General features: G+C 58.0%; 22 protein-coding genes and 1 tRNA gene. 20 read left to right on the top strand and 3 right to left on the bottom strand.

Annotated elements, in window-relative coordinates; translation table 11 throughout:
- Positions 1 to 126 precede the first annotated feature (126 nt).
- The 15 genes from ACF0H7_RS24260 to nadA all read left to right on the top strand — a co-directional run bounded on the left by ACF0H7_RS24260 (position 127) and on the right by nadA (position 11,655).
- The gene (locus ACF0H7_RS24260) at positions 127 to 873 is read left to right on the top strand and encodes a YebC/PmpR family DNA-binding transcriptional regulator (protein WP_397449381.1); all 747 of its coding nucleotides are present in this window, start codon (positions 127 to 129) and stop codon (positions 871 to 873) included.
- Positions 874 to 997: 124 nt separating this feature from the next.
- Positions 998 to 1,522, top strand: a complete 525-nt coding sequence (gene ruvC, locus ACF0H7_RS24255; protein WP_397449380.1) for a crossover junction endodeoxyribonuclease RuvC — start codon at positions 998 to 1,000, stop codon at positions 1,520 to 1,522.
- 103 nt (positions 1,523 to 1,625) lie between these two features.
- The gene (ruvA, locus tag ACF0H7_RS24250) at positions 1,626 to 2,234 is read left to right on the top strand and encodes a Holliday junction branch migration protein RuvA (protein WP_397449379.1); all 609 of its coding nucleotides are present in this window, start codon (positions 1,626 to 1,628) and stop codon (positions 2,232 to 2,234) included.
- Positions 2,235 to 3,290: a Holliday junction branch migration DNA helicase RuvB gene (ruvB, locus tag ACF0H7_RS24245; protein ID WP_397449378.1), complete on the top strand. Its 1,056-nt coding sequence runs from the start codon at positions 2,235 to 2,237 to the stop codon at positions 3,288 to 3,290.
- Positions 3,291 to 3,427: 137 nt separating this feature from the next.
- Entirely contained in the window at positions 3,428 to 3,895 is a 468-nt protein-coding gene (gene ybgC / locus ACF0H7_RS24240; protein WP_397449377.1) for a tol-pal system-associated acyl-CoA thioesterase, read from the top strand.
- Complete coding sequence (gene tolQ, locus ACF0H7_RS24235; RefSeq protein ID WP_397449376.1) at positions 3,885 to 4,580, top strand: protein TolQ; 696 nt, start codon at positions 3,885 to 3,887, stop codon at positions 4,578 to 4,580. The genes ybgC and tolQ overlap by 11 nt, the downstream gene beginning before the upstream one ends.
- Positions 4,581 to 4,594: 14 nt before the next feature.
- Positions 4,595 to 5,047, top strand: coding sequence for a protein TolR (gene tolR / locus ACF0H7_RS24230; RefSeq protein ID WP_397449375.1), 453 nt, complete (start codon positions 4,595 to 4,597; stop codon positions 5,045 to 5,047).
- On the top strand, positions 5,047 to 6,123 hold the full coding sequence (gene tolA, locus ACF0H7_RS24225) for a cell envelope integrity protein TolA (RefSeq protein WP_397449374.1): 1,077 nt from the start codon (positions 5,047 to 5,049) through the stop codon (positions 6,121 to 6,123). The genes tolR and tolA overlap by 1 nt, the downstream gene beginning before the upstream one ends.
- Positions 6,124 to 6,170: 47 nt before the next feature.
- Entirely contained in the window at positions 6,171 to 7,421 is a 1,251-nt protein-coding gene (gene tolB, locus ACF0H7_RS24220) for a Tol-Pal system beta propeller repeat protein TolB (protein ID WP_397454004.1), read from the top strand.
- 53 nt (positions 7,422 to 7,474) lie between these two features.
- A complete protein-coding gene (pal, locus tag ACF0H7_RS24215) occupies positions 7,475 to 7,975 on the top strand; it encodes a peptidoglycan-associated lipoprotein Pal (RefSeq protein WP_397449373.1) in 501 nt (166 codons plus the stop codon).
- A gap of 6 nt (positions 7,976 to 7,981) precedes the next feature.
- A complete protein-coding gene (gene ybgF / locus ACF0H7_RS24210) occupies positions 7,982 to 8,821 on the top strand; it encodes a tol-pal system protein YbgF (RefSeq protein ID WP_397449372.1) in 840 nt (279 codons plus the stop codon).
- A gap of 176 nt (positions 8,822 to 8,997) precedes the next feature.
- A complete protein-coding gene (gene queE, locus ACF0H7_RS24205; protein ID WP_397449371.1) occupies positions 8,998 to 9,645 on the top strand; it encodes a 7-carboxy-7-deazaguanine synthase QueE in 648 nt (215 codons plus the stop codon).
- 16 nt (positions 9,646 to 9,661) lie between these two features.
- Positions 9,662 to 10,336 carry a 7-cyano-7-deazaguanine synthase QueC gene (gene queC, locus ACF0H7_RS24200; protein ID WP_397454003.1) on the top strand — a complete coding sequence of 225 codons (675 nt, stop codon included), beginning with the start codon at positions 9,662 to 9,664 and terminating at the stop codon, positions 10,334 to 10,336.
- Between the two features lie 58 nt (positions 10,337 to 10,394).
- A tRNA-Lys gene (locus tag ACF0H7_RS24195) sits at positions 10,395 to 10,470 on the top strand.
- A 126-nt stretch (positions 10,471 to 10,596) separates the two neighbouring features.
- Positions 10,597 to 11,655: a quinolinate synthase NadA gene (gene nadA, locus ACF0H7_RS24190; RefSeq protein ID WP_397449370.1), complete on the top strand. Its 1,059-nt coding sequence runs from the start codon at positions 10,597 to 10,599 to the stop codon at positions 11,653 to 11,655.
- Positions 11,656 to 11,749: 94 nt separating this feature from the next.
- On the opposite strand, the gene ACF0H7_RS24185 is transcribed toward nadA, so the two are convergent.
- On the bottom strand, positions 11,750 to 13,183 hold the full coding sequence (locus ACF0H7_RS24185; protein WP_397449369.1) for a M48 family metalloprotease: 1,434 nt from the start codon (positions 13,181 to 13,183) through the stop codon (positions 11,750 to 11,752).
- 152 nt (positions 13,184 to 13,335) lie between these two features.
- Here ACF0H7_RS24185 and ACF0H7_RS24180 point away from each other — a divergent pair, with 152 nt between their 5' ends.
- The gene (locus ACF0H7_RS24180) at positions 13,336 to 13,587 is read left to right on the top strand and encodes a sulfurtransferase TusA family protein (protein ID WP_397449368.1); all 252 of its coding nucleotides are present in this window, start codon (positions 13,336 to 13,338) and stop codon (positions 13,585 to 13,587) included.
- Between the two features lie 67 nt (positions 13,588 to 13,654).
- The gene (locus tag ACF0H7_RS24175) at positions 13,655 to 14,725 is read left to right on the top strand and encodes an AI-2E family transporter (protein ID WP_397449367.1); all 1,071 of its coding nucleotides are present in this window, start codon (positions 13,655 to 13,657) and stop codon (positions 14,723 to 14,725) included.
- A gap of 74 nt (positions 14,726 to 14,799) precedes the next feature.
- On the opposite strand, the gene ACF0H7_RS24170 is transcribed toward ACF0H7_RS24175, so the two are convergent.
- Entirely contained in the window at positions 14,800 to 15,273 is a 474-nt protein-coding gene (locus ACF0H7_RS24170; RefSeq protein WP_397449366.1) for a peroxiredoxin, read from the bottom strand.
- Positions 15,274 to 15,283: 10 nt separating this feature from the next.
- A complete protein-coding gene (locus tag ACF0H7_RS24165) occupies positions 15,284 to 15,847 on the bottom strand; it encodes a glycine cleavage system protein R (protein ID WP_397449365.1) in 564 nt (187 codons plus the stop codon).
- A 327-nt stretch (positions 15,848 to 16,174) separates the two neighbouring features.
- On the opposite strand from ACF0H7_RS24165, the gene dapA reads away from it, so the two are divergent.
- Genes dapA through ACF0H7_RS24150 form a run of 3 tightly spaced genes read left to right on the top strand, consistent with a single transcriptional unit; the run spans position 16,175 to position 18,955 of the window.
- Positions 16,175 to 17,053 (top strand): 4-hydroxy-tetrahydrodipicolinate synthase, encoded by an 879-nt coding sequence (dapA, locus tag ACF0H7_RS24160; protein ID WP_397449364.1) that lies wholly within the window; start codon positions 16,175 to 16,177, stop codon positions 17,051 to 17,053.
- 18 nt (positions 17,054 to 17,071) lie between these two features.
- Positions 17,072 to 18,184: an outer membrane protein assembly factor BamC gene (gene bamC, locus ACF0H7_RS24155; RefSeq protein WP_397449363.1), complete on the top strand. Its 1,113-nt coding sequence runs from the start codon at positions 17,072 to 17,074 to the stop codon at positions 18,182 to 18,184.
- Positions 18,185 to 18,955 (top strand): MBL fold metallo-hydrolase, encoded by a 771-nt coding sequence (locus ACF0H7_RS24150; RefSeq protein WP_397449362.1) that lies wholly within the window; start codon positions 18,185 to 18,187, stop codon positions 18,953 to 18,955.
- Positions 18,956 to 18,960 lie beyond the last annotated feature (5 nt).

The following is an 18,960-nucleotide window of genomic DNA, read 5'->3' as shown; positions in this document are numbered from 1 at the left end:
AAGGCGCATCACACCGGGTGGTTGACGGGGTCGGTGCGCCTTTGTTCGTTATGGAATAGTGAAAGTCTTTCGCTCGCCGTCATGGAGCGAAAGGTGCAAGCGTTGCGTAAGCATTCGGAGCGAGTTATGGCTGGTCATTCTAAGTGGGCGAACATCAAGCACCGCAAAGAGCGTCAGGATGCCAAGAAGGGCAAGATCTTCACCAAGTGGATTCGTGAACTGACCGTCGCCGCCCGTCAAGGCGGTGGCGATCCAAGTTCCAACCCACGCTTGCGACTGGCGCTGGACAAGGCGCTGGGTGCGAACATGACCCGCGACACCATCGACCGTGCCGTTGCCCGAGGGGCCGGTGCTGCTGACGGCGATGATGTCGAGGAGCTGGGTTACGAAGGCTACGGGCCGGGCGGCGTAGCGATCATGGTCGAAACCATGACCGACAATCGCAACCGCACTGCAGCGGCGGTTCGCCATGCCTTCGTCAAATGCGGCGGCAATTTGGGTACCGACGGTTCGGTGTCTTACCTGTTCGATCGCAAGGGGCAGCTGTCGTTCGCGGCAGGCGTCAATGAAGATGCGCTCATGGAAGCCGCGATGGAGGCGGACGCCGACGACGTGGTCACACACGAAGACGGCTCTATTGACGTGTTCACGTCGTTTGCCGGTTTCTATGCCGTGCGTAACGCATTGGACGCCGCCGGTTTCAAGGCGACTGATGCGGAAATCGTCATGTTGCCGACCACCAGTGCCGTGCTCGACCTGGAAACCGCAGAAAAGGTGCTCAAGCTGATCGATATGCTTGAAGATCTGGATGACGTGCAAAACGTCTATTCCAACGCGGAGATCCCTGACGACGTCATGGAACAGCTTGGCTGATCATTGCGGGTCAGAGCGTTATTCGAAGCCGGAAGTACGAAGCCGTGATCAACACGTCGCTATCGGCCTCCGGCTTCTGCCTTTATGCTGCACCCATTCGTGCGCGTCACTTCTCAAGGGCGTTATGACTCTTATTCTTGGTATCGACCCCGGTTCGCGAATCACCGGCTATGGCGTGGTGCGCGACACGGGCCGTGGCTGCGTGTACGTGGCGTCGGGGTGTATTCGTACGGGCAGTGGTTTGCTGCATGAGCGTTTGCAGATTGTGTATCGCGGTGTGCGCGAGGTTATTCAGACATACGGTCCGGTCACCATGGGCATCGAAAAAGTGTTCATGGCACGTAATGCCGATTCTGCACTCAAACTCGGTCAGGCGCGCGGCGCGGCGATTGTTGCCGGTGCCGAAGAAGAGCTGGAGATCGCCGAGTACACGGCGACTCAGGTCAAGCAGGCTGTGGCCGGGACGGGCGGCGCCAATAAGGAACAGGTGATGATGATGGTCATGCACCTGTTGAAACTGACGCAAAAACCGCAGATCGACGCCTCCGACGCCCTGGCCATTGCGTTGTGTCACGCGCATACCCGTTCCAGCCTGATACCCCATGGCTTGGGCACCGCGCGCAGCCGTGGCGGCCGGTTACGCCTCTGATTGCAGCACCGATTAAAACTTTTTAGCTTGCAGGTCTGGCCATGCCTGTAATGATGACGACCAGCTTCGTCGCTAAGCTTGGGCACGAGAAAGGATCTGATACGTGATTGGACGGTTACGCGGGTTTTTGGCTGAAAAACAGCCGCCGCATCTGGTGTTGGACGTCAACGGTGTCGGCTACGAGCTTGAAGTACCGATGACCACGTTGTATCGACTGCCCCATGTGGGCGAGCCGGTCACCTTGCATACCCATTTGGTGGTTCGTGAGGACGCGCATCTGCTGTATGGTTTCTTCGAAAAGCGTGAACGTGAGCTGTTTCGTGAATTGATCCGCCTCAATGGCGTCGGTCCGAAGCTGGCGCTGGCCTTGATGTCAGGTCTTGAGGTCGACGAACTGGTGCGCTGCGTGCAGGCTCAGGACACCTCGGCCCTGACCCGGATTCCGGGTGTGGGCAAGAAAACCGCCGAGCGTCTGTTGGTCGAGCTCAAGGATCGCTTCAAGGCGTGGGAAACGTTGCCGGGGACATTCCACCTGGTTTCCGACGGGCCGAACGCGGCCCCGGCGGTCGCCACGGCAGAAAACGATGCGGTCAGCGCGCTTATTTCCCTGGGCTATAAACCGCAAGAGGCCAGCAAGGCCATTTCCGCGATCAAGGAAAAGAATTTGAGCAGTGAAGACCTGATTCGACGGGCGTTGAAGGGAATGGTTTAAGTGATTGAAGCCGACCGCCTGATAACCGCCACGGGGCGTGACCGTGACGAGCAATTGGACCGTGCGATCCGTCCGCTGAGCCTGGCTGACTATATCGGTCAGCCAGTGGTGCGCGAGCAGATGGAGTTGTTCATCCAGGCCGCGCGTGGCCGCAACGAAGCGCTGGATCACACCTTGATTTTCGGTCCGCCGGGCCTGGGCAAGACCACCCTGGCGAACATCATTGCTCAGGAAATGGGCGTGTCGATCAAGAGCACGTCCGGGCCGGTGCTGGAGCGTCCGGGTGACCTGGCGGCGATCCTGACCAATCTTGAGCCTCACGATGTGCTGTTCATCGACGAAATCCATCGGCTTTCCCCGATCGTTGAAGAAGTGCTGTACCCGGCAATGGAAGATTTCCAGCTCGACATCATGATCGGCGAAGGCCCGGCCGCGCGCTCGATCAAGCTCGATTTGCCACCGTTCACCCTGGTCGGCGCCACCACGCGTGCGGGGATGTTGACCAATCCGCTACGTGACCGCTTCGGTATCGTGCAGCGTCTTGAGTTCTATAACACCGCCGATCTGGCCACTATCGTCACCCGCTCGGCCGGCATCCTGGGCTTGCCGATCGAGGCCGAAGGGGCGTTTGAAATCGCCCGTCGTGCGCGCGGTACGCCACGGATCGCCAACCGTCTGCTGCGTCGGGTTCGTGATTTCGCCGAAGTGCGGGCCAATGGGCATATCACCAAGTCAATCGCCGACCTGGCGTTGAACCTGCTGAACGTCGACGAACGTGGTTTCGATCATCAGGACCGGCGCTTGCTGCTGACCATGATCGAGAAATTCGACGGTGGTCCGGTAGGGGTCGACAGCCTTGCGGCGGCGATCAGTGAAGAGCGTCACACAATTGAAGACGTACTCGAACCCTATTTGATCCAACAAGGCTATATCATGCGTACCCCGCGCGGACGTGTGGTGACACGGCACGCGTATCTGCATTTCGGTTTGAACATACCGACGCGCATGGGCGACATGCCGGCCGCCGCAGAGAGTGTTGAGGATACGGATGAGTAATTAAACGCACAGGGCACCGATTTATTCAGTGTTTTGGTGGTCAGACTGGCGGAACCGTTGCTCAGACCGGTAATAAGTGGCAAAAAATGAAAAACAGTTGCCAGGCGGTTGGCAACCCGAGGAGTAAGCACTAGAGTATGCGCGCGCAAAACGGGGTTCAGTCGTTCGTCCATCGCTGTCGCGTTTATTACGAGGACACCGATGCAGGCGGCATCGTCTACTACGTTAATTACTTGAAATTCATGGAGCGGGCTCGAACCGAGCAGCTACGGGCGTTGGGCTTTGCCCAGTCGCAGCTGGCCGGTGAGGATCTGTTGTTCGTTGTACATTCCTGCGAGGCGCGTTATCACAAGCCGGCGCGATTGGACGATGAACTATTGGTGACTGCCGAAGTGATTGAATTGAACCGCGTCAGCCTGCGATTTCGTCAGCAGGTCAGGCTGGCCGCGGATGAAACGCTGCTCTGTGAAGGGCAGTTCTTGGTGGCGTGTGTGCGCGCCGATAGTTTGAAACCCCGGGCCATTCCCGAAGCTTTGCGTGCGGCCTTTGCCGACCAGAGCGGCGCGGGTACACATTTAGAGCAGGAGATAAAGCGTGGAAGCTAACGTCGTCGACCATTCCTCCATGTGGAGTATGGTCAGCAATGCCAGCATCATTGTTCAGCTGGTCATGCTGATCCTTGTAGGTGCTTCGATCACCTCGTGGATCATGATCTTTCAGCGCAGCAACCTGCTGCGCGCCGGTCGCCGTGCCCTGGAGAGCTTTGAAGAGCGCTTCTGGTCGGGTATCGACCTGTCCAAACTGTACCGTCAGGCCGGCAGCAACCCGGACCCTGATTCGGGTGTCGAGCAAATCTTCCGCGCCGGCTTCAAGGAATTCTCCCGTCTGCGTCAGCAGGCTGGCGTCGATCCTGATGCGGTCATGGAAGGGGTGGCACGTGCGATGCGCGTGGCAATTTCCCGCGAGGAAGAAAAGCTCGAACAAAGCTTGCCGTTCCTGGCCACCGTCGGCTCCACCAGCCCGTACATCGGTCTGTTCGGCACCGTGTGGGGGATCATGAACTCCTTCCGTGGTCTGGCAACCGCCCAACAAGCCACCCTGGCAACCGTTGCTCCCGGTATTTCCGAAGCGCTGGTTGCGACCGCGATTGGCTTGTTCGCCGCTATCCCCGCAGTAATTGCCTACAACCGTTTTGCCGCTCGCGGTGAGCTGTTGATCAGCCGTTACTACACGTTCGCCGATGAATTCCAGGCGATCCTGCACCGTAAAGTGCACACCAGCGAAGAGTGAGCAGGTAACCCTTAATGGCTCGAGTTCGCCACAAACGCAAGCCGGTCGCCGAAATGAACGTGGTGCCTTACATCGACGTGATGTTGGTACTGCTGGTCATTTTCATGGTGACCGCACCGATGCTCAACCAGGGTGTGAAGGTCGACCTGCCGAAAGTCTCCAGTGAGGCTTTGCCGCAGGACAACAACACTCAGGTCCTGACCATTTCGATCAAGGCTGACAAGACCTATTACTGGAACCTTGGCAGTGAGGTCGATACTGACAAGCAACAGGACAAGGCCATGAACTTGCCGCAGATGACCGACGCGGTGACCAAAATCATCGCTGCCGGCCGTGAAGGCGGCAAGCAGACTCAGGTCTTCATTCGTGGTGACAAAACCGTCGACTACGGCTCAGTGATGGGCGCAATGGGCGGGCTGCAGAAAGCAGGGGTCGGGAATGTTGGCTTGATTACCGAGGCGCCCTGATGCAGCCGATTCGAGAGCCCTCCGCCTCGGAAAGCTACTTCTGGCCCAGTGTCTGGGCTGTGGCGCTGCACGTCCTGATTTTTGGCGCGCTGTTCGTCAGCTTTGCCATGACTCCGGATCTGCCGGAAGCCAAGCCTATCGTCCAGGCCACTTTGTACCAGCTGAAGTCTAAAAGCCGGGCGACGACCCAGACCAACCAGAAGATTGCCGGTGAGGCGCAAAAAACCGCTGCGAAACAGACTGAAGTCGAGCAGTTGGAAGCCAAGAAAATCGAGCAGCAAAAACAGGAAGCTGTGAAAGCTGCGGAACAAAAGAAAGAAGAAGCGGCTCAAAAGGCCGAAGATCAAAAAGCAGACGAGGCGAAGAAGGCTGACGAAGCCAAGAAAGCCGATGACGCGAAAAAAGCCGACGACGCCAAAAAGGCGGCTGACGCTAAAAAGGTCGAAGAGAAACAATTGGCTGATATAGCCAAGAAGAAAGCCGAAGAAGACGCGAAGAAACAGGCGGTCGAGGACGCGAAGAAAGCGGCCGAGGAAGCCAAGAAGCAAGCCGCTGACGACGCCAAGAAGAAAGCAGCCGACGACGCGAAGAAACAGGCCGCGGATGACGCCAAGAAAAAGCTTGCTGACGACGCCAAGAAAAAAGCGACTGCCGATGCGGCCAAAAAGGCGCAAGAGGCGGCGCGCAAATCTGCCGAAGACAAGAAGGCGCAAGCCTTGGCCGAATTGCTCTCCGATAAAACGGAACGGCAACAGGCGCTGGCAGAGGAGCAGGGCGATCAAACGGCGGGTAACTTCGACGATCTGATTCGTTCACGTGCTGCTGAAGGTTGGGCTCGTCCGCCGTCGGCGCGCAAAGGCATGGTCGTGGTGCTGCAGATCAATATGTTGCCGGATGGCACGGTAACCGCAGTCAGCGTTGCCAAGTCCAGTGGGGACACGCCTTTCGATAGCTCGGCAGTGGCGGCAGTCAAAAACATTGGTCGGTTGATAGAAATGCAGGGTCTGAAGCCTAGTGACTTCCAACCCTACCGTTCATTCAAGATGACATTCAAACCTGAGGATCTAGCCTTGTGATTAACATTTTTCGAGGACTGCTTATCGTTCTTTGCTGCGCGGCCGGGATGGCTGCTGCAGATGAAAAGAACATTCTGGTTACCAGTGGCAGTGATCGTGCGACGCCGATTGCCGTTGTTCCTTTCGGTCTCCAGGGTGGTACCGTCCTGCCTGAGGACATGGCGGACATCATCGGTAACGACCTGCGTAACTCGGGTTACTACTCGCCGCTTCCAAAGCAGAACATGATCAGCCAGCCGACCCAGGCGAGCGAAATCATCTACCGCGACTGGACGGCGATTGGTGCGCAATACCTGATGGTAGGCAGCATCGTGCCCAACGGCGGTCGTCTGCAGATCCAGTACGCGCTGTTCAACGTGGCGACCCAGCAGCAAGTGCTGACGGGTAATGTCTCGGGTACGAACGATCAACTGCGCGACATGGCGCACTACATCGCCGACCAGGCATTCGAGAAACTCACCGGTATCAAAGGTGCGTTCTCTACTCGCATGCTGTATGTCACGGCGGAACGTTTTTCGGTAGATAACACGCGTTACACCCTGCAACGTTCGGATTACGACGGCGCACGTGCGGTGACCTTGTTGCAATCCCGTGAACCGATCCTGTCGCCGCGTTTCGCGCCGGACGGCAAGCGTATTGCCTATGTGTCGTTTGAGCAGAGGCGTCCGCGTATCTTTATTCAACACATCGATACGGGGCGTCGCGAGCAGGTCACCAACTTCGAAGGCCTTAACGGCGCGCCTGCGTGGTCTCCGGACGGTACCAAGCTGGCACTCGTATTGTCCAAAGACGGAAGCCCGTCGATCTACGTGATGAACCTGGCTTCGCGTCAACTCACTCGTGTGACCAATGACTCCTCCATTAATACCGAGCCTTTCTTCGGTAAAGACGGTTCGACGATTTATTTCACGTCTGACCGTGGTGGCAAGCCACAAGTTTATAAGACCAATATCAACGGCGGTGCTGCTGAGCGTGTGACGTTCATTGGTAACTACAACGCCAACCCGAAATTATCCGCTGATGAAAAGACGCTGGTAATGATTCACCGGCAGGATGGCTTCACGAACTTCAAGGTTGCTGTGCAGGATTTGGCACGCGGTACTGTAAAAATCCTCACAGACAGCAACCTTGATGAGTCGCCTACTGTTGCGCCTAACGGCACCATGGTAATCTACGCCACCCGCCAGCAGGGCCGGGGAGTCTTGATGCTCGTGTCCATTAATGGGCGCGTGAGGATACCGCTTCCCACAGCACAAGGCGAAGTCAGAGAACCTTCCTGGTCCCCTTACCTGAACTGACGCGGCGCTGCACGCTAATACTTAATACACTGGGGTTCATTAGGAGTTTCACGATGGAAATGCTGAAGTTTGGTAAATTTGCTGCTCTGGCTCTGGCCATGGCTGTAGCTGTTGGTTGCTCGTCCAAAGGCGGCGATAACGCCGGTCAGGGCGCTGCTGTAGATCCAAACGCTGGTTACGGCGCTAACACTGGTGCTGTTGATGGCAGCCTGAGTGAAGAAGCCGCTCTGCGTGCAATCACTACTTTCTACTTCGAATACGACTCTTCGGATCTGAAACCAGAAGCCATGCGCTCCCTGGACGTGCACGCTAAGGACCTGAAAGCCAACGGCGCTAAAGTCGTTCTGGAAGGTAACACCGACGAACGTGGTACTCGCGAGTACAACCTGGCACTGGGCGAGCGTCGTGCGAAAGCCGTTCAGCGCTACCTGGTACTGCAAGGTGTTTCCCCAGCTCAGCTGGAGCTGGTTTCCTACGGTGAAGAGCGTCCAGTTGCTACCGGCAACGACGAGCAATCCTGGGCTCAAAACCGTCGCGTCGAACTGCGTAAGTAATTTGACATGCGAACGTGCCGCCGTGCTGTAACCGTTTTGGCTCTCACTCTCCCGCTTTTCGCGTGGGGTGCGGTTCCTGTGGTCGATGACAACTCTTCTGGCTCTGCTAGCAGTGGCAGCAGTTATCCGCCATCGGGTTATGGTACGGCTGGCGCCTATGCCGGGGGAGGGGTTGCGACCCCTGCCTCGGCAAACGGTCAGTTGTTCCAGCAGTTGCAACAAATGCAAGACGATATTGCCAAATTGCGGGGTCAGGTCGAAGTTCAGCAGAACGATATCGACCGGATGAAGCAAGAGTCGTTGGAGCGATACAAGGATCTTGATTCACGTATCAGCGCTGGCGCTGGAGCTGGCGGCGCACCTGCCGCAGCAGCTACCGATAATTCTCAAGCCAACGGCGATGTCAATGCCGGGGGTGCGCCTTTGGCGCCTGCAGCGCAGGCTCCGGCGGCAAGTGCAGAACCGGGCGATCCGGCGAAGGAGAAGCTCTACTACGACGCTGCCTTCGACCTGATCAAGGCCAAGGATTTCGATCGCGCCAGTCAGGCCTTCACGGCTTTTCTGCGTAAATACCCAAACAGCCAATACGCGGGTAATGCCCAGTACTGGTTGGGTGAAGTGAACCTGGCCAAAGGCGACCTGCAAGGCGCCGGTCAAGCCTTCGCCAAAGTCAGCCAGCTGTATCCGAAGCACGCCAAAGTGCCGGATTCGTTGTACAAACTGGCAGATGTCGAGCGCCGTCTCGGTCACACCGACAAGGTTAAAGGCATCCTGCAACAAGTGGTTTCCCAGTACCCTGGAACCTCGGCTGCACAGCTCGCTCAACGTGATCTGCAACATATGTGACGGGTGTAGTTGACCACCGAGTTAAAGAAAGCCGCGCCTGTCGCGGCTTTTTTCGTTAGAATCTCGCACCCGAAATTCCGGTAATACTTTCGCCTCTTCGAATCATGCGTTTGCAGCTTCGTGGAGGTGCCTAACGGAGGCGGATGGCCTGTTTAGCTGTCATGCCCGTGGCTCATATGCAAGACACATTACGAATCACCGAAGTCTTTTACTCATTGCAGGGTGAAACGCGTACAGCCGGGCTGCCCACGGTATTCGTGCGCCTCACTGGCTGCCCATTGCGTTGTCAGTATTGCGACAGTGCTTACGCGTTCAGTGGTGGCACTCTCCAGACCCTGGACGCGCTCCTTGAGCAGGTAGCCGATTTCCGTCCGCGTTACGTCTGCGTAACCGGTGGCGAACCTCTTGCCCAGCCCAATGTCATTCCTCTGCTAAAGCGTCTGTGTGATGCCGGCTATGAAGTTTCCCTGGAAACCAGCGGCTCAATTGATATCTCGGCCGTCGATCCCAGGGTCAGTCGCGTCGTCGATCTCAAAACTCCCGGGTCGAAAGAAGCTCATCGTAATCGCTACGAGAACATCGAGCTGCTGACGCAGAATGATCAGGTCAAGTTTGTGATTTGCTCGCGGGAAGACTATGACTGGGCGGTGTCCAAGCTGATTCAGTACGGTCTGGAGCGGCGCGCCGGCGAGGTGTTGTTCTCGCCCAGCCATCACGATTTGAAGGCGCGGGACCTGGCCGACTGGATCGTGGCGGACAACCTGCCGGTACGTCTGCAAATGCAATTGCATAAAATCCTCTGGGACGATGAGCCAGGACGCTGAGATGAGTGAGACGATGATGACTGAAAAAAGAGCGGTGATCCTGCTGTCCGGCGGCCTGGATTCGGCCACCGTGGTGGCGATGGCGCGTGAAGATGGCTACACCTGCTACACCATGAGTTTTGACTACGGCCAGCGCCACCGCGCCGAGCTGGACGCCGCTGCGCGCGTCGCTCGCGATCTGGGTGTGGTCGAGCATAAGGTGATTGGCCTGAACCTCAACGGGATTGGCGGTTCGGCATTGACCGACAGCTCGATCGCCGTACCGGAGTCGCCTGGCGAAGGCATTCCGGTAACCTACGTGCCTGCGCGCAACACCGTTTTTCTGTCGTTGGCCCTGGGTTGGGCTGAAGTACTGGGCGCGCGCGACATCTTCATCGGTGTTAACGCCGTGGATTACTCCGGTTATCCGGACTGCCGCCCCGAGTTCATCGAGGCTTTCGAGCGTATGGCCAACCTGGCGACCAAGGCCGGTGTAGAAGGTAATGGCTTTCGGATTCAAGCGCCGCTGCAGAACCTGAGCAAGGCCGATATCGTCAGGGCTGGTACCCGCCTGGGTGTCGACTACGGGCTCACTGTTTCGTGTTATCAGGCCGATGATCAGGGTCGTGCCTGTGGCAAATGTGACAGCTGCCGCCTGCGTGCAGAAGGCTTTGCGTCGGCGGCTGTAGCCGACCCAACACGTTATTTTTAAATTATTTTCACATAGGTGTTGAATTACTCATAGAAATCAGTAATATACGCGCCACGTCGGGTCGTTAGCTCAGTTGGTAGAGCAGTTGGCTTTTAACCAATTGGTCGTAGGTTCGAATCCCACACGACCCACCATTTTTTAAGTCGACGTATTTGTAAAGCTGGAAGGCCCATGAAAATGTGGATTTCCAGCTTTTTTTTTGCGTCTTTTTCAGGTGTACACTCGTTATCCGCGCACCAGCGCACTCAGGTCCGGTGAACATGACGCAGATTTCCGAACGCCTTCTGGTTCAGGCCCATCTCGACGCCAAGCAGCCCAAGGCGCTGAGCGCCGAAGAGCAGGCGCATTACCGCGCCGCAATTGCTGCCGAGTTGAAAGCGCAAGATGCGGTGCTGGTCGCTCATTACTACTGTGATCCGGTGATCCAGGCGCTGGCCGAGGAGACCGGTGGATGCGTGTCGGACTCGCTGGAAATGGCGCGCTTCGGCAGCAAGCATTCGGCCAAGACAGTGCTGGTCGCCGGCGTGCGTTTCATGGGCGAAACCGCGAAGATCCTCAATCCGGAAAAGCGCATCCTGATGCCGACCCTCGAGGCAACGTGCTCGCTGGACCTGGGGTGCCCGGCCGATGAGTTCGCCGCGTTCTGTGATCAGCATCCCGAGCGCACCGTGGTGGTGTACGCCAACACCTCGGCGGCGGTCAAAGCCCGTGCGGACTGGGTTGTGACCTCGAGTTGCGCGGTGGAAATCGTCGAAACCCTGATGGATAACGGCGAGAAAATCATCTGGGCACCGGATCAGCATCTGGGGCGTTATATCCAACGCAAAACCGGTGCCGACATGCTGCTGTGGGACGGTGCCTGCATCGTTCACGAAGAGTTCAAGGCCAAGCAGCTCGAGGACATGAAGGCGCTGTATCCTGAGGCTGCAATTCTGGTTCACCCGGAGTCCCCGGAATCAGTGATCGACCTGGCGGATGCCGTCGGCTCAACCAGTCAGTTGATCGCCGCAGCGCAAAATATGCCAAACAAGATGTTTATCGTCGCCACCGATCGCGGCATCTTCTACAAGATGCAACAGGTGTGTCCGGACAAAATCCTGATCGAAGCGCCTACCGCCGGTAACGGTGCGGCATGCCGCAGTTGCGCGCATTGCCCGTGGATGGCGATGAACACGCTTGAGCGCACGTTGCAGTGCCTGCGCGAAGGGACTAACGAGATCTTTGTTGATCCATCGTTGATCCCCAAGGCGATTCGTCCGTTGCAACGCATGCTGGATTTCACTCAGGCAGCGCGGTTGAAAGTAGCTGGTAACGCGTAGCCTTTGTAGGAGCGGGCTTGCCCGCGATCAGTTCGACGCGGTATGCCAGACATACCGCTATCGCTGGCAAGCCAGCTCCTACAGGTCCATCAATCTAGTTCATCATCTCTTTGAGCAAACGTTCTTGGTCAGCCAACTCCCTCTGCCGCGCATCGATGCGGGAGGCCATCTGGAAGTTGTTGTTCGAGCGCCGTTTGGCAATCTCAAGCTGCTGCTGGGCCTGTTTGTAATCGCCGATCAGGGCGAAGTACTCGGCCCGTGCGCGGTTGGAGCCAACCATGTCGCCGGACAGGCCACGCACGTCGGCAACCAGGCTCCAGACGTCCGGATCAGTCGGACGCGCCTTCACCATCACTTCCAGGTCCTTTTCCGCATCCACCGGGCGGTTTTGCTTCAGCAGAAGGTCCACGCGCGCCTGGCTCAACGGGTAGTTTCCGGGTAGCTGCGCTTTCAACCGGTCAATGCGTTGTTGGGCGTCGGCCAGTTTATTGCTGCCGACGTCAATCTCGGCCTGCGCCAGGTTGTAAGTAATGTTGTTCGGGTCCTTGCTCAGCAGCGGTTTGAGTGTTTCACGGGCGACGCTGAACTGAGAGGCTTTGATCTGGGCGATGGCCAGGCCGTAGCGCATCGGATCGGAGTTGGGGTTTTCGTCCAGTTCCGCACGGAAGCGCTTGGCGGCCAACCCGCTTGATTCTTCGTAATACAGTGCCACGCGGGCACGCATCAATTGGTACGGCAGGCTGTCTTCCTTGCCTCCCGGTTTTTCCTGTTCGGCGCGGTTACGGGTGTCGGCGATACGCGATTCGGTGACCGGGTGATCCAGCAGGAATTCCGGTGGCTTGGCGTCAAAGCGATACTGGCGCATCAAGCGTTCGAACATGTTGGGCATGGCCCGAGGATCGTAACCGGCTTTTTGCAGGTTGATGATGCCGATTCGGTCAGCTTCTTGCTCGTTCGCTCGCGAGAAACGGGTTTGCTCTTGAATCGCCGCCGCCTGGGTGCCAGCAATGGTTGCGATACCCGCGTCCCCCGCGCCGGCGGCGGCGATCACGATCCCGGCGAGCATGGCCGCGAGCATCGGCACTTGCATACGGCGTTGGGCTTCGACGCCCCGTGCGAAGTGGCGTTGTGACAAGTGAGCCAATTCGTGCGCCAGTACCGCAGCGTATTCAGCCTCGGTCTGTGCGTTAAGGAACAATCCGCCGTTGATCCCGACAATCCCGCCAGGGGCCGCGAAGGCGTTCAATTCCCGGCTGTTGATCAAGATGAATTCCAGTTGCGGGTTTTGCACCTGGCTGGTTTCGGCGAGGCGATACACCGAGGTTTCGACGTAATCCTTGAGTTGCGGATCAGACAGTTGCGAGACCTGGCCACGCAGCATGCCCAGCCACGCACGACCCAGTTGATACTCTTGCTGTTGAGAAACGATGGCAGAACTGGCGTCGCCGAGTGACGGCAGGTCGTCGGCAAAACCCGGCGAGGCGAGCAGGCAAGCGAGCGTCAACAAGGTAGGGCGCAGAAATTTCATGCACAGGGCTCTAAGCGTTAAAGAACCCTTACTGTAGCTGGCTCAATGGCTTGCTGACCAGAGTGGGGTATTCTTGTCTTCCGCTGGAAGCATCCGCTGTGTCAAATTCAACGGTTGTAACGCCATTCGATGTGTCTGCCTGGAGATAAATGATGTCTGACGCTGTAGAGCGCCCCGAGGTCTGCGACGCTGAACTCGACGCCAGTGGCCTGAATTGCCCGTTGCCACTCCTCAAGGCCAAGCTTGAGCTTAATCGCCTGGCCAGCGGGGCTGTCCTCAAGGTCACGGCTACCGACGCAGGCTCTCAGCGCGACTTTCGCACCTTCGCTCGCCTGGCGGGGCACACCCTGTTGCACGAAGAGGTGGAAGAGGGCGTGTACCGATATTGGTTGCGCAAGGCCTGAGCATTCAGCCCGTTGAACGCGCCGTACGTTTGATTATTACCAATGATGACTGCCTGAAGGATGCTTGATGTTCAAGGTGCTACGCGACTGGATGCAACGCTACTTCTCCGATGAGGAGGCGGTGGTGCTGGCGGTGCTGCTTGTTTTGGCCTTTACGATCGTTCTCAAGCTCGGTGGCATGCTGGCGCCGGTGTTGGCGGGCATGGTCCTGGCTTTTCTGATGCAGGGCGTGGTCGCGCTCCTGGAGCGGCTGCGCGTCCCCGAGACCGGAGCGGTCAGTCTGGTATTCGCCTTGTTCATGGGCGCCTTGATGGTGTTCTTGCTGGTGCTGGTGCCGTTGCTCTGGCACCAGTTGATTACCTTGTTCAATGAATTGCCGGGAATGCTCGCCAAATGGCAGTCGCTGCTGTTGCTCCTGCCTGAGCGCTATCCGCATCTGGTGTCGGACGAACAGGTCCTGCGAGCCATCGAAGCGGCGCGCGGCGAAGTAGGAAAGTTCGGCCAATGGGCGCTGACCTTTTCGCTGTCGAGCCTGCCGCTGTTGGTCAATGTCATGATCTATCTGGTGCTGGTGCCGATCCTGGTGTTCTTTTTCCTCAAGGACCGCCAGATGATCGGGCGCTGGGTGCGCGGTTACTTGCCGCGCGAGCGAGCGCTGATTACCCGTGTGGCGCAGGAAATGAACCGGCAGCTGGCCAATTACATTCGCGGCAAAGTCATTGAAATCATCATTTGCGGCGGCGTGACCTACATCGCCTTCGTCGCCCTAGGCCTCAACTATGCCGCGCTGCTGGCGTTGCTGGTCGGGCTCTCGGTGGTGGTGCCGTATGTCGGTGCGGTGGTGGTGACAGTGCCGGTGACTTTGATCGCCCTGTTCCAGTGGGGCTGGAGTGATCAGTTCATCTACCTGATGGCGGTCTACGGAGTGATTCAGACCTTGGATGGCAACGTGCTGGTGCCGCTGTTGTTTTCCGGCGCGGTCAACCTGCACCCGGTGGCAATTATCTGCGCGGTGCTGTTGTTCGGCGGTTTGTGGGGCTTCTGGGGGGTGTTCTTCGCGATTCCGCTGGCGACTCTGGTCAAGGCCGTGCTCGATGCCTGGCCGCGTCAGGAGCCTACGGTGGCGCCGCTGCTGTGAGATAAGTCGAAGAGAAGCGTTTTCGCTGCAAGCTACTTCAATGTGTGCTGGCAGCGAACTCTCTTCTACAGCGATCAGCCGTTGTGCAACGCTTGCGCGTGTTCAAGCACGGTGGCGACGTGACCGGGTACTTTCACGCCGCGCCATTCCTGACGCAAGACGCCGTCTTTGTCGATCAAAAATGTGCTGCGATCCACGCCAAGGTATTCCTTGCCGTAGAGTTTTTTCAGCTTGATCACCTCGAACAGCTGGCACAGGGCTTCGTCCTTGTCCGAAATCAACTCGAACGAAAACGCTTGCTTGGCCTTGAAGTTCTCGTGGGATTTCAGGCTGTCGCGGGAAACGCCAAACACCAGTGTGTTGGCCGCTTCGAACGCAGCGTGCTGATCACGGAACCCCTGACCCTCGGTGGTGCAGCCGGGCGTACTGTCTTTCGGGTAAAAATAAATCACCACCTGCCGGCCCTTGAGCTCGGCCAGACTGACAGTCTGTCCACTGGTGGCCTGCGCCTGAAAGTCGGCAACAGGTTGGTTCAAAGCTACAGCCATTAATGTTTCCTTACATAGGGGCTTGTGGGCGCCAGGGTTCGATCAGCGCATCGAGATTCAACGCATCGGCGAAATCGAGGAACTGATCGCGCAACCAACTGATCTGGATACCGGCAGGCAATGTGACCGTAAAGGTCGCGTTAAGCATCGTGCCGCCAGTTTGCGGCGCCTGGTACGTGTCACAGATGAGGTTTTCCAGCTCGACGTTGTGGTCGATGAAGAACTGGCACAACTCATTGATGATGTCCGGGCGATACGCCGAGCTGACATAAGCCACGTAAGGCAGAGCCTCGGGACGGCTTTCCAGGGTGGCGCTGCGTACGACGCTGACGGTGAAAGCGTGCTTTTTCGACAGGCTGGGCAAACCCGTTTCCAGGCGAGCCAGGGCATCCCAGCTACCGGCGACCTGAAGAATCAGCGCACTGTATTCGCCATGACGTGTCAGACGTGAACTGACCACTGAGCAGCGGTTTTCATGACTGGCGCGGCACAGCACGTTGGTCAGCTCCATTGGATTTGCGCCAAGGGCACTGATGACAAGGAATTGTTCGCGAACTGTGGGGGTGGACGACATGCAGCATTCCTAAGCGATGAGCGGTCAATACATACGATGGCATGCACGGCTGATTTCACAACCTCTTTTGCCTGCGAATGCAATCCGGATCCCGGCGGCGCTTGCCTACACGGCTGAGCCATGGCGGGTCGCGACGTATCAGGAACACGGATTCCGGCAGTAAAACAGACTGATTGAACGACCTGTGCAGGTGACCCGTACCGACCAAAGACCGAAGGGTAGCGAAAAGCATCGCTCAGGGGAATGCTCGTAGCACGGTACTTCACTTGTGCAAGCCTGATAGCGCCAGTACCATTACCGCTCTCTTTTTCCGGCAGGAGCGGTTGCATGATTGCGGGCAGCATGGTGGCATTGGTCACACCTATGGATGCGAATGGTCGTCTCGACTGGGACAGCCTGAGCAAACTGGTGGACTTCCATCTGCAAGAGGGCACCAACGCCATCGTTGCGGTCGGCACCACGGGTGAGTCGGCCACACTGGATGTCAACGAGCACATCGAAGTGATTCGTCGCGTGGTAGCCCAGGTTGCAGGCCGTATTCCGGTCATCGCGGGTACAGGCGCGAACTCCACGCGCGAAGCGGTTGAACTGACCACCAACGCGAAAACTGCCGGCGCCGACGCGTGCCTGCTGGTAACGCCTTATTACAATAAACCGACGCAAGAAGGGCTGTATCAGCACTTCAAGTACATCGCCGAAGCGGTCGACATCCCGCAGATTCTGTACAACGTGCCAGGCCGTACGGTCTGCGACATGCTGCCAGACACTGTCGTGCGTCTGTCCACCGTGCCGAACATCATCGGGATCAAGGAAGCCACCGGCGACCTGCAACGTGCCAAGGACATCCTGGCGCGGGTCAGCAGCGACTTCCTGGTGTACTCCGGCGATGACGCGACCGCGGTCGAACTGATTCTGCTGGGCGGCAAGGGCAATATCTCGGTAACCGCCAACGTGGCACCGCGTGCCATGGCCGAGATGTGTGCCGCTGCGATGCGTGGCGATGCCGTCACCGCCCGGGCGATTCACGAAAAACTGATGCCGCTCAATAAAACCTTGTTTATCGAGTCCAACCCTATCCCCGTGAAGTGGGCCTTGCATGAGATGGGCTTGATGCCGGACGGTATCCGTCTGCCGCTCACCTGGCTCAGCGAGTCCTGCCACGAACCGCTGCGTCAGGCCCTGCGCCAGTCCGGTGTATTGGTTTAATTGAGGAAGCATGACGCAATGAAGCGATTGGCCGGACTTTCCACACTAGCCCTGATCATATCCAGCACCGCCGGTTGCGGCTGGGTGTGGGGTCCAAATGGTTACTTTCGCGACCGCGGGAGTGACTATCTGGAGGCGACTCAAACGGCGCCTATGCAGTTGCCAGCCGATGTGACCAGCAAACGCCTGGACCCATTGCTGCCAATTCCGCGCAACGTGGCGACTGACACGCAAAAAGGCGAGTTCGTCGTTCCTCGTCCGCAACAATTGGCTGCCACTGCCACCTCCAGCGACTTCACCTTGCAGAAAAGCGGTGACGCACGGTGGATTCTGGCTCAGCGCTCGCCTGCCGAAGTCTGGCCAATTGCGCATCAGTACTTTGAAGACAATGGTTTCCGCATCGCTGAACAGCGCCCGCAGACCGGTGAATTCAATACCGCGTGGCAGCGTGTCGATGAACTCTCTGCGAGCATGGCCAAGCGCCTGACCGGCAGCGGTGCGACAGGTGATACGCAAACCCGCGTTCGTGTGCGTATCGAGCCCGGCGTACAGCGCAACACCAGTGAAATCTACATCGTCAGCGTCGAGCGTCCTTCGGGCAGCACGGCCGATACCGATTTCCCGGCGCGTACCACCAACCTGGGCTTCGATTCGGCGCTCAACGACGACCTGCTGGCCAGCATGAGCCGCAGTTCGGAGAAGGGCGGTTCGGTTTCCCTGTTGGCCGCGCGTGATTTCGATACGCCAAACCGCGTTGCCTTGAGCACCGACGGCAGCGGCAACCCGATTCTCAACGTCGGTACCGACCTCGACCGTGCGTGGTCCAGTGTGGGTCGTGCGCTGGATCAGGGCGAGTGGCGCGTCGAAGACATCAACCGCAGCCTGGGCCTGTACTACATCAACCTGGCCGAGAAAGCGAAAACGCCTGAGAACGAGCCGGGCTTCTTCAGCCGCCTGTTCGGCAGCGCGCCGGACAAGGCACAGATCGAAGCCCGCGCCGAGCGTTATCAGGTTCGCCTGAGCAAGGTCGGCGACAACGTTCAGGTCACGGTCGAGAAGAACATCAACACCGTGGCACCGGCTGATGTGGCACGTCGCGTGTTGAGCGTCATCCAAGATAACCTCGGTTAAGTGCGTTTCGCTGTTCTGGGCAGTGGTAGTCGAGGCAATGGCACCCTGATCGCAAGCAACGATACGTTCGTGTTGGTGGATTGCGGTTTCTCCCTGCGGGAAACCGAGCGACGCTTGGCTCGTCTGGGTGTCGAACCGCAACAACTGAGTGCCATTCTGGTCACCCACGAACATGCCGACCACGTGCATGGCGTGGGGTTGCTGTCTCGGCGTTACAATTTGCCGGTGTACCTCAGCAGTGGCACCTTGCGCGGGATGCGCAAACCGGTGGAAGCCGCAGGGCTTCTCTCGGGCGGTCAGGAACTGCAGCTGGGGGCGTTGAGCGTCAAGGTAGTGTCGGTTGCCCACGACGCCCTTGAGCCGACGCAGTTCGTGTTCAGCGATGGTCACTGCCGTTTCGGCGTGCTGACCGACCTGGGTTCGTACTGCTCCAGGGTTCTGGACAATTATCAGGGCCTGGATGCCTTGATGATCGAGGCCAACCACTGCCGCGACATGCTGGCCAGAGGTCGCTACCCTTACTTCCTCAAGGAACGGGTCGGCGGCGAACTGGGACATTTGAACAATCATCAGGCTGCCAACCTGGTGAGCGAACTGGGATGGCAAGATCTACAGCATTTGGTGCTGGCCCATCTCAGCAGCAAGAACAACCTGCCACAGCTGGCCCGGCAGTGTTTTGTCGACACCCTCGGGTGCGACCCGGACTGGCTGCAACTGGCCGATCAAGATTCAGGGCTCGACTGGCGACATATCGCCTGGCCCACCATTTAGCAAGC

Source organism: Pseudomonas sp. NA-150, from assembly GCF_044336365.1.
In the GTDB taxonomy this organism is placed as follows: domain Bacteria; phylum Pseudomonadota; class Gammaproteobacteria; order Pseudomonadales; family Pseudomonadaceae; genus Aquipseudomonas.
This window is presented reverse-complemented; position numbering and strand designations above follow the sequence as displayed.

Bases quoted from the DNA above. Each gene is read 5' to 3' on its own strand.
- ACF0H7_RS24260 (WP_397449381.1), top strand. From the start codon at position 127: ATGGCTGGTCATTCTAAGTGGGCGAACATCAAGCACCGCAAAGAGCGT.
- ruvC (WP_397449380.1), top strand. From the start codon at position 998: ATGACTCTTATTCTTGGTATCGACCCCGGTTCGCGAATCACCGGCTAT.
- ybgC (WP_397449377.1), top strand. From the start codon at position 3,428: ATGCGCGCGCAAAACGGGGTTCAGTCGTTCGTCCATCGCTGTCGCGTT.
- tolR (WP_397449375.1), top strand. From the start codon at position 4,595: ATGGCTCGAGTTCGCCACAAACGCAAGCCGGTCGCCGAAATGAACGTG.
- tolA (WP_397449374.1), top strand. From the start codon at position 5,047: ATGCAGCCGATTCGAGAGCCCTCCGCCTCGGAAAGCTACTTCTGGCCC.
- tolB (WP_397454004.1), top strand. From the start codon at position 6,171: ATGGCTGCTGCAGATGAAAAGAACATTCTGGTTACCAGTGGCAGTGAT.
- pal (WP_397449373.1), top strand. From the start codon at position 7,475: ATGGAAATGCTGAAGTTTGGTAAATTTGCTGCTCTGGCTCTGGCCATG.
- ybgF (WP_397449372.1), top strand. From the start codon at position 7,982: ATGCGAACGTGCCGCCGTGCTGTAACCGTTTTGGCTCTCACTCTCCCG.
- queE (WP_397449371.1), top strand. From the start codon at position 8,998: ATGCAAGACACATTACGAATCACCGAAGTCTTTTACTCATTGCAGGGT.
- queC (WP_397454003.1), top strand. From the start codon at position 9,662: ATGACTGAAAAAAGAGCGGTGATCCTGCTGTCCGGCGGCCTGGATTCG.
- nadA (WP_397449370.1), top strand. From the start codon at position 10,597: ATGACGCAGATTTCCGAACGCCTTCTGGTTCAGGCCCATCTCGACGCC.
- ACF0H7_RS24185 (WP_397449369.1), bottom strand. From the start codon at position 13,183: ATGAAATTTCTGCGCCCTACCTTGTTGACGCTCGCTTGCCTGCTCGCC.
- ACF0H7_RS24180 (WP_397449368.1), top strand. From the start codon at position 13,336: ATGTCTGACGCTGTAGAGCGCCCCGAGGTCTGCGACGCTGAACTCGAC.
- ACF0H7_RS24175 (WP_397449367.1), top strand. From the start codon at position 13,655: ATGTTCAAGGTGCTACGCGACTGGATGCAACGCTACTTCTCCGATGAG.
- ACF0H7_RS24170 (WP_397449366.1), bottom strand. From the start codon at position 15,273: ATGGCTGTAGCTTTGAACCAACCTGTTGCCGACTTTCAGGCGCAGGCC.
- ACF0H7_RS24165 (WP_397449365.1), bottom strand. From the start codon at position 15,847: ATGTCGTCCACCCCCACAGTTCGCGAACAATTCCTTGTCATCAGTGCC.
- dapA (WP_397449364.1), top strand. From the start codon at position 16,175: ATGATTGCGGGCAGCATGGTGGCATTGGTCACACCTATGGATGCGAAT.
- bamC (WP_397449363.1), top strand. From the start codon at position 17,072: ATGAAGCGATTGGCCGGACTTTCCACACTAGCCCTGATCATATCCAGC.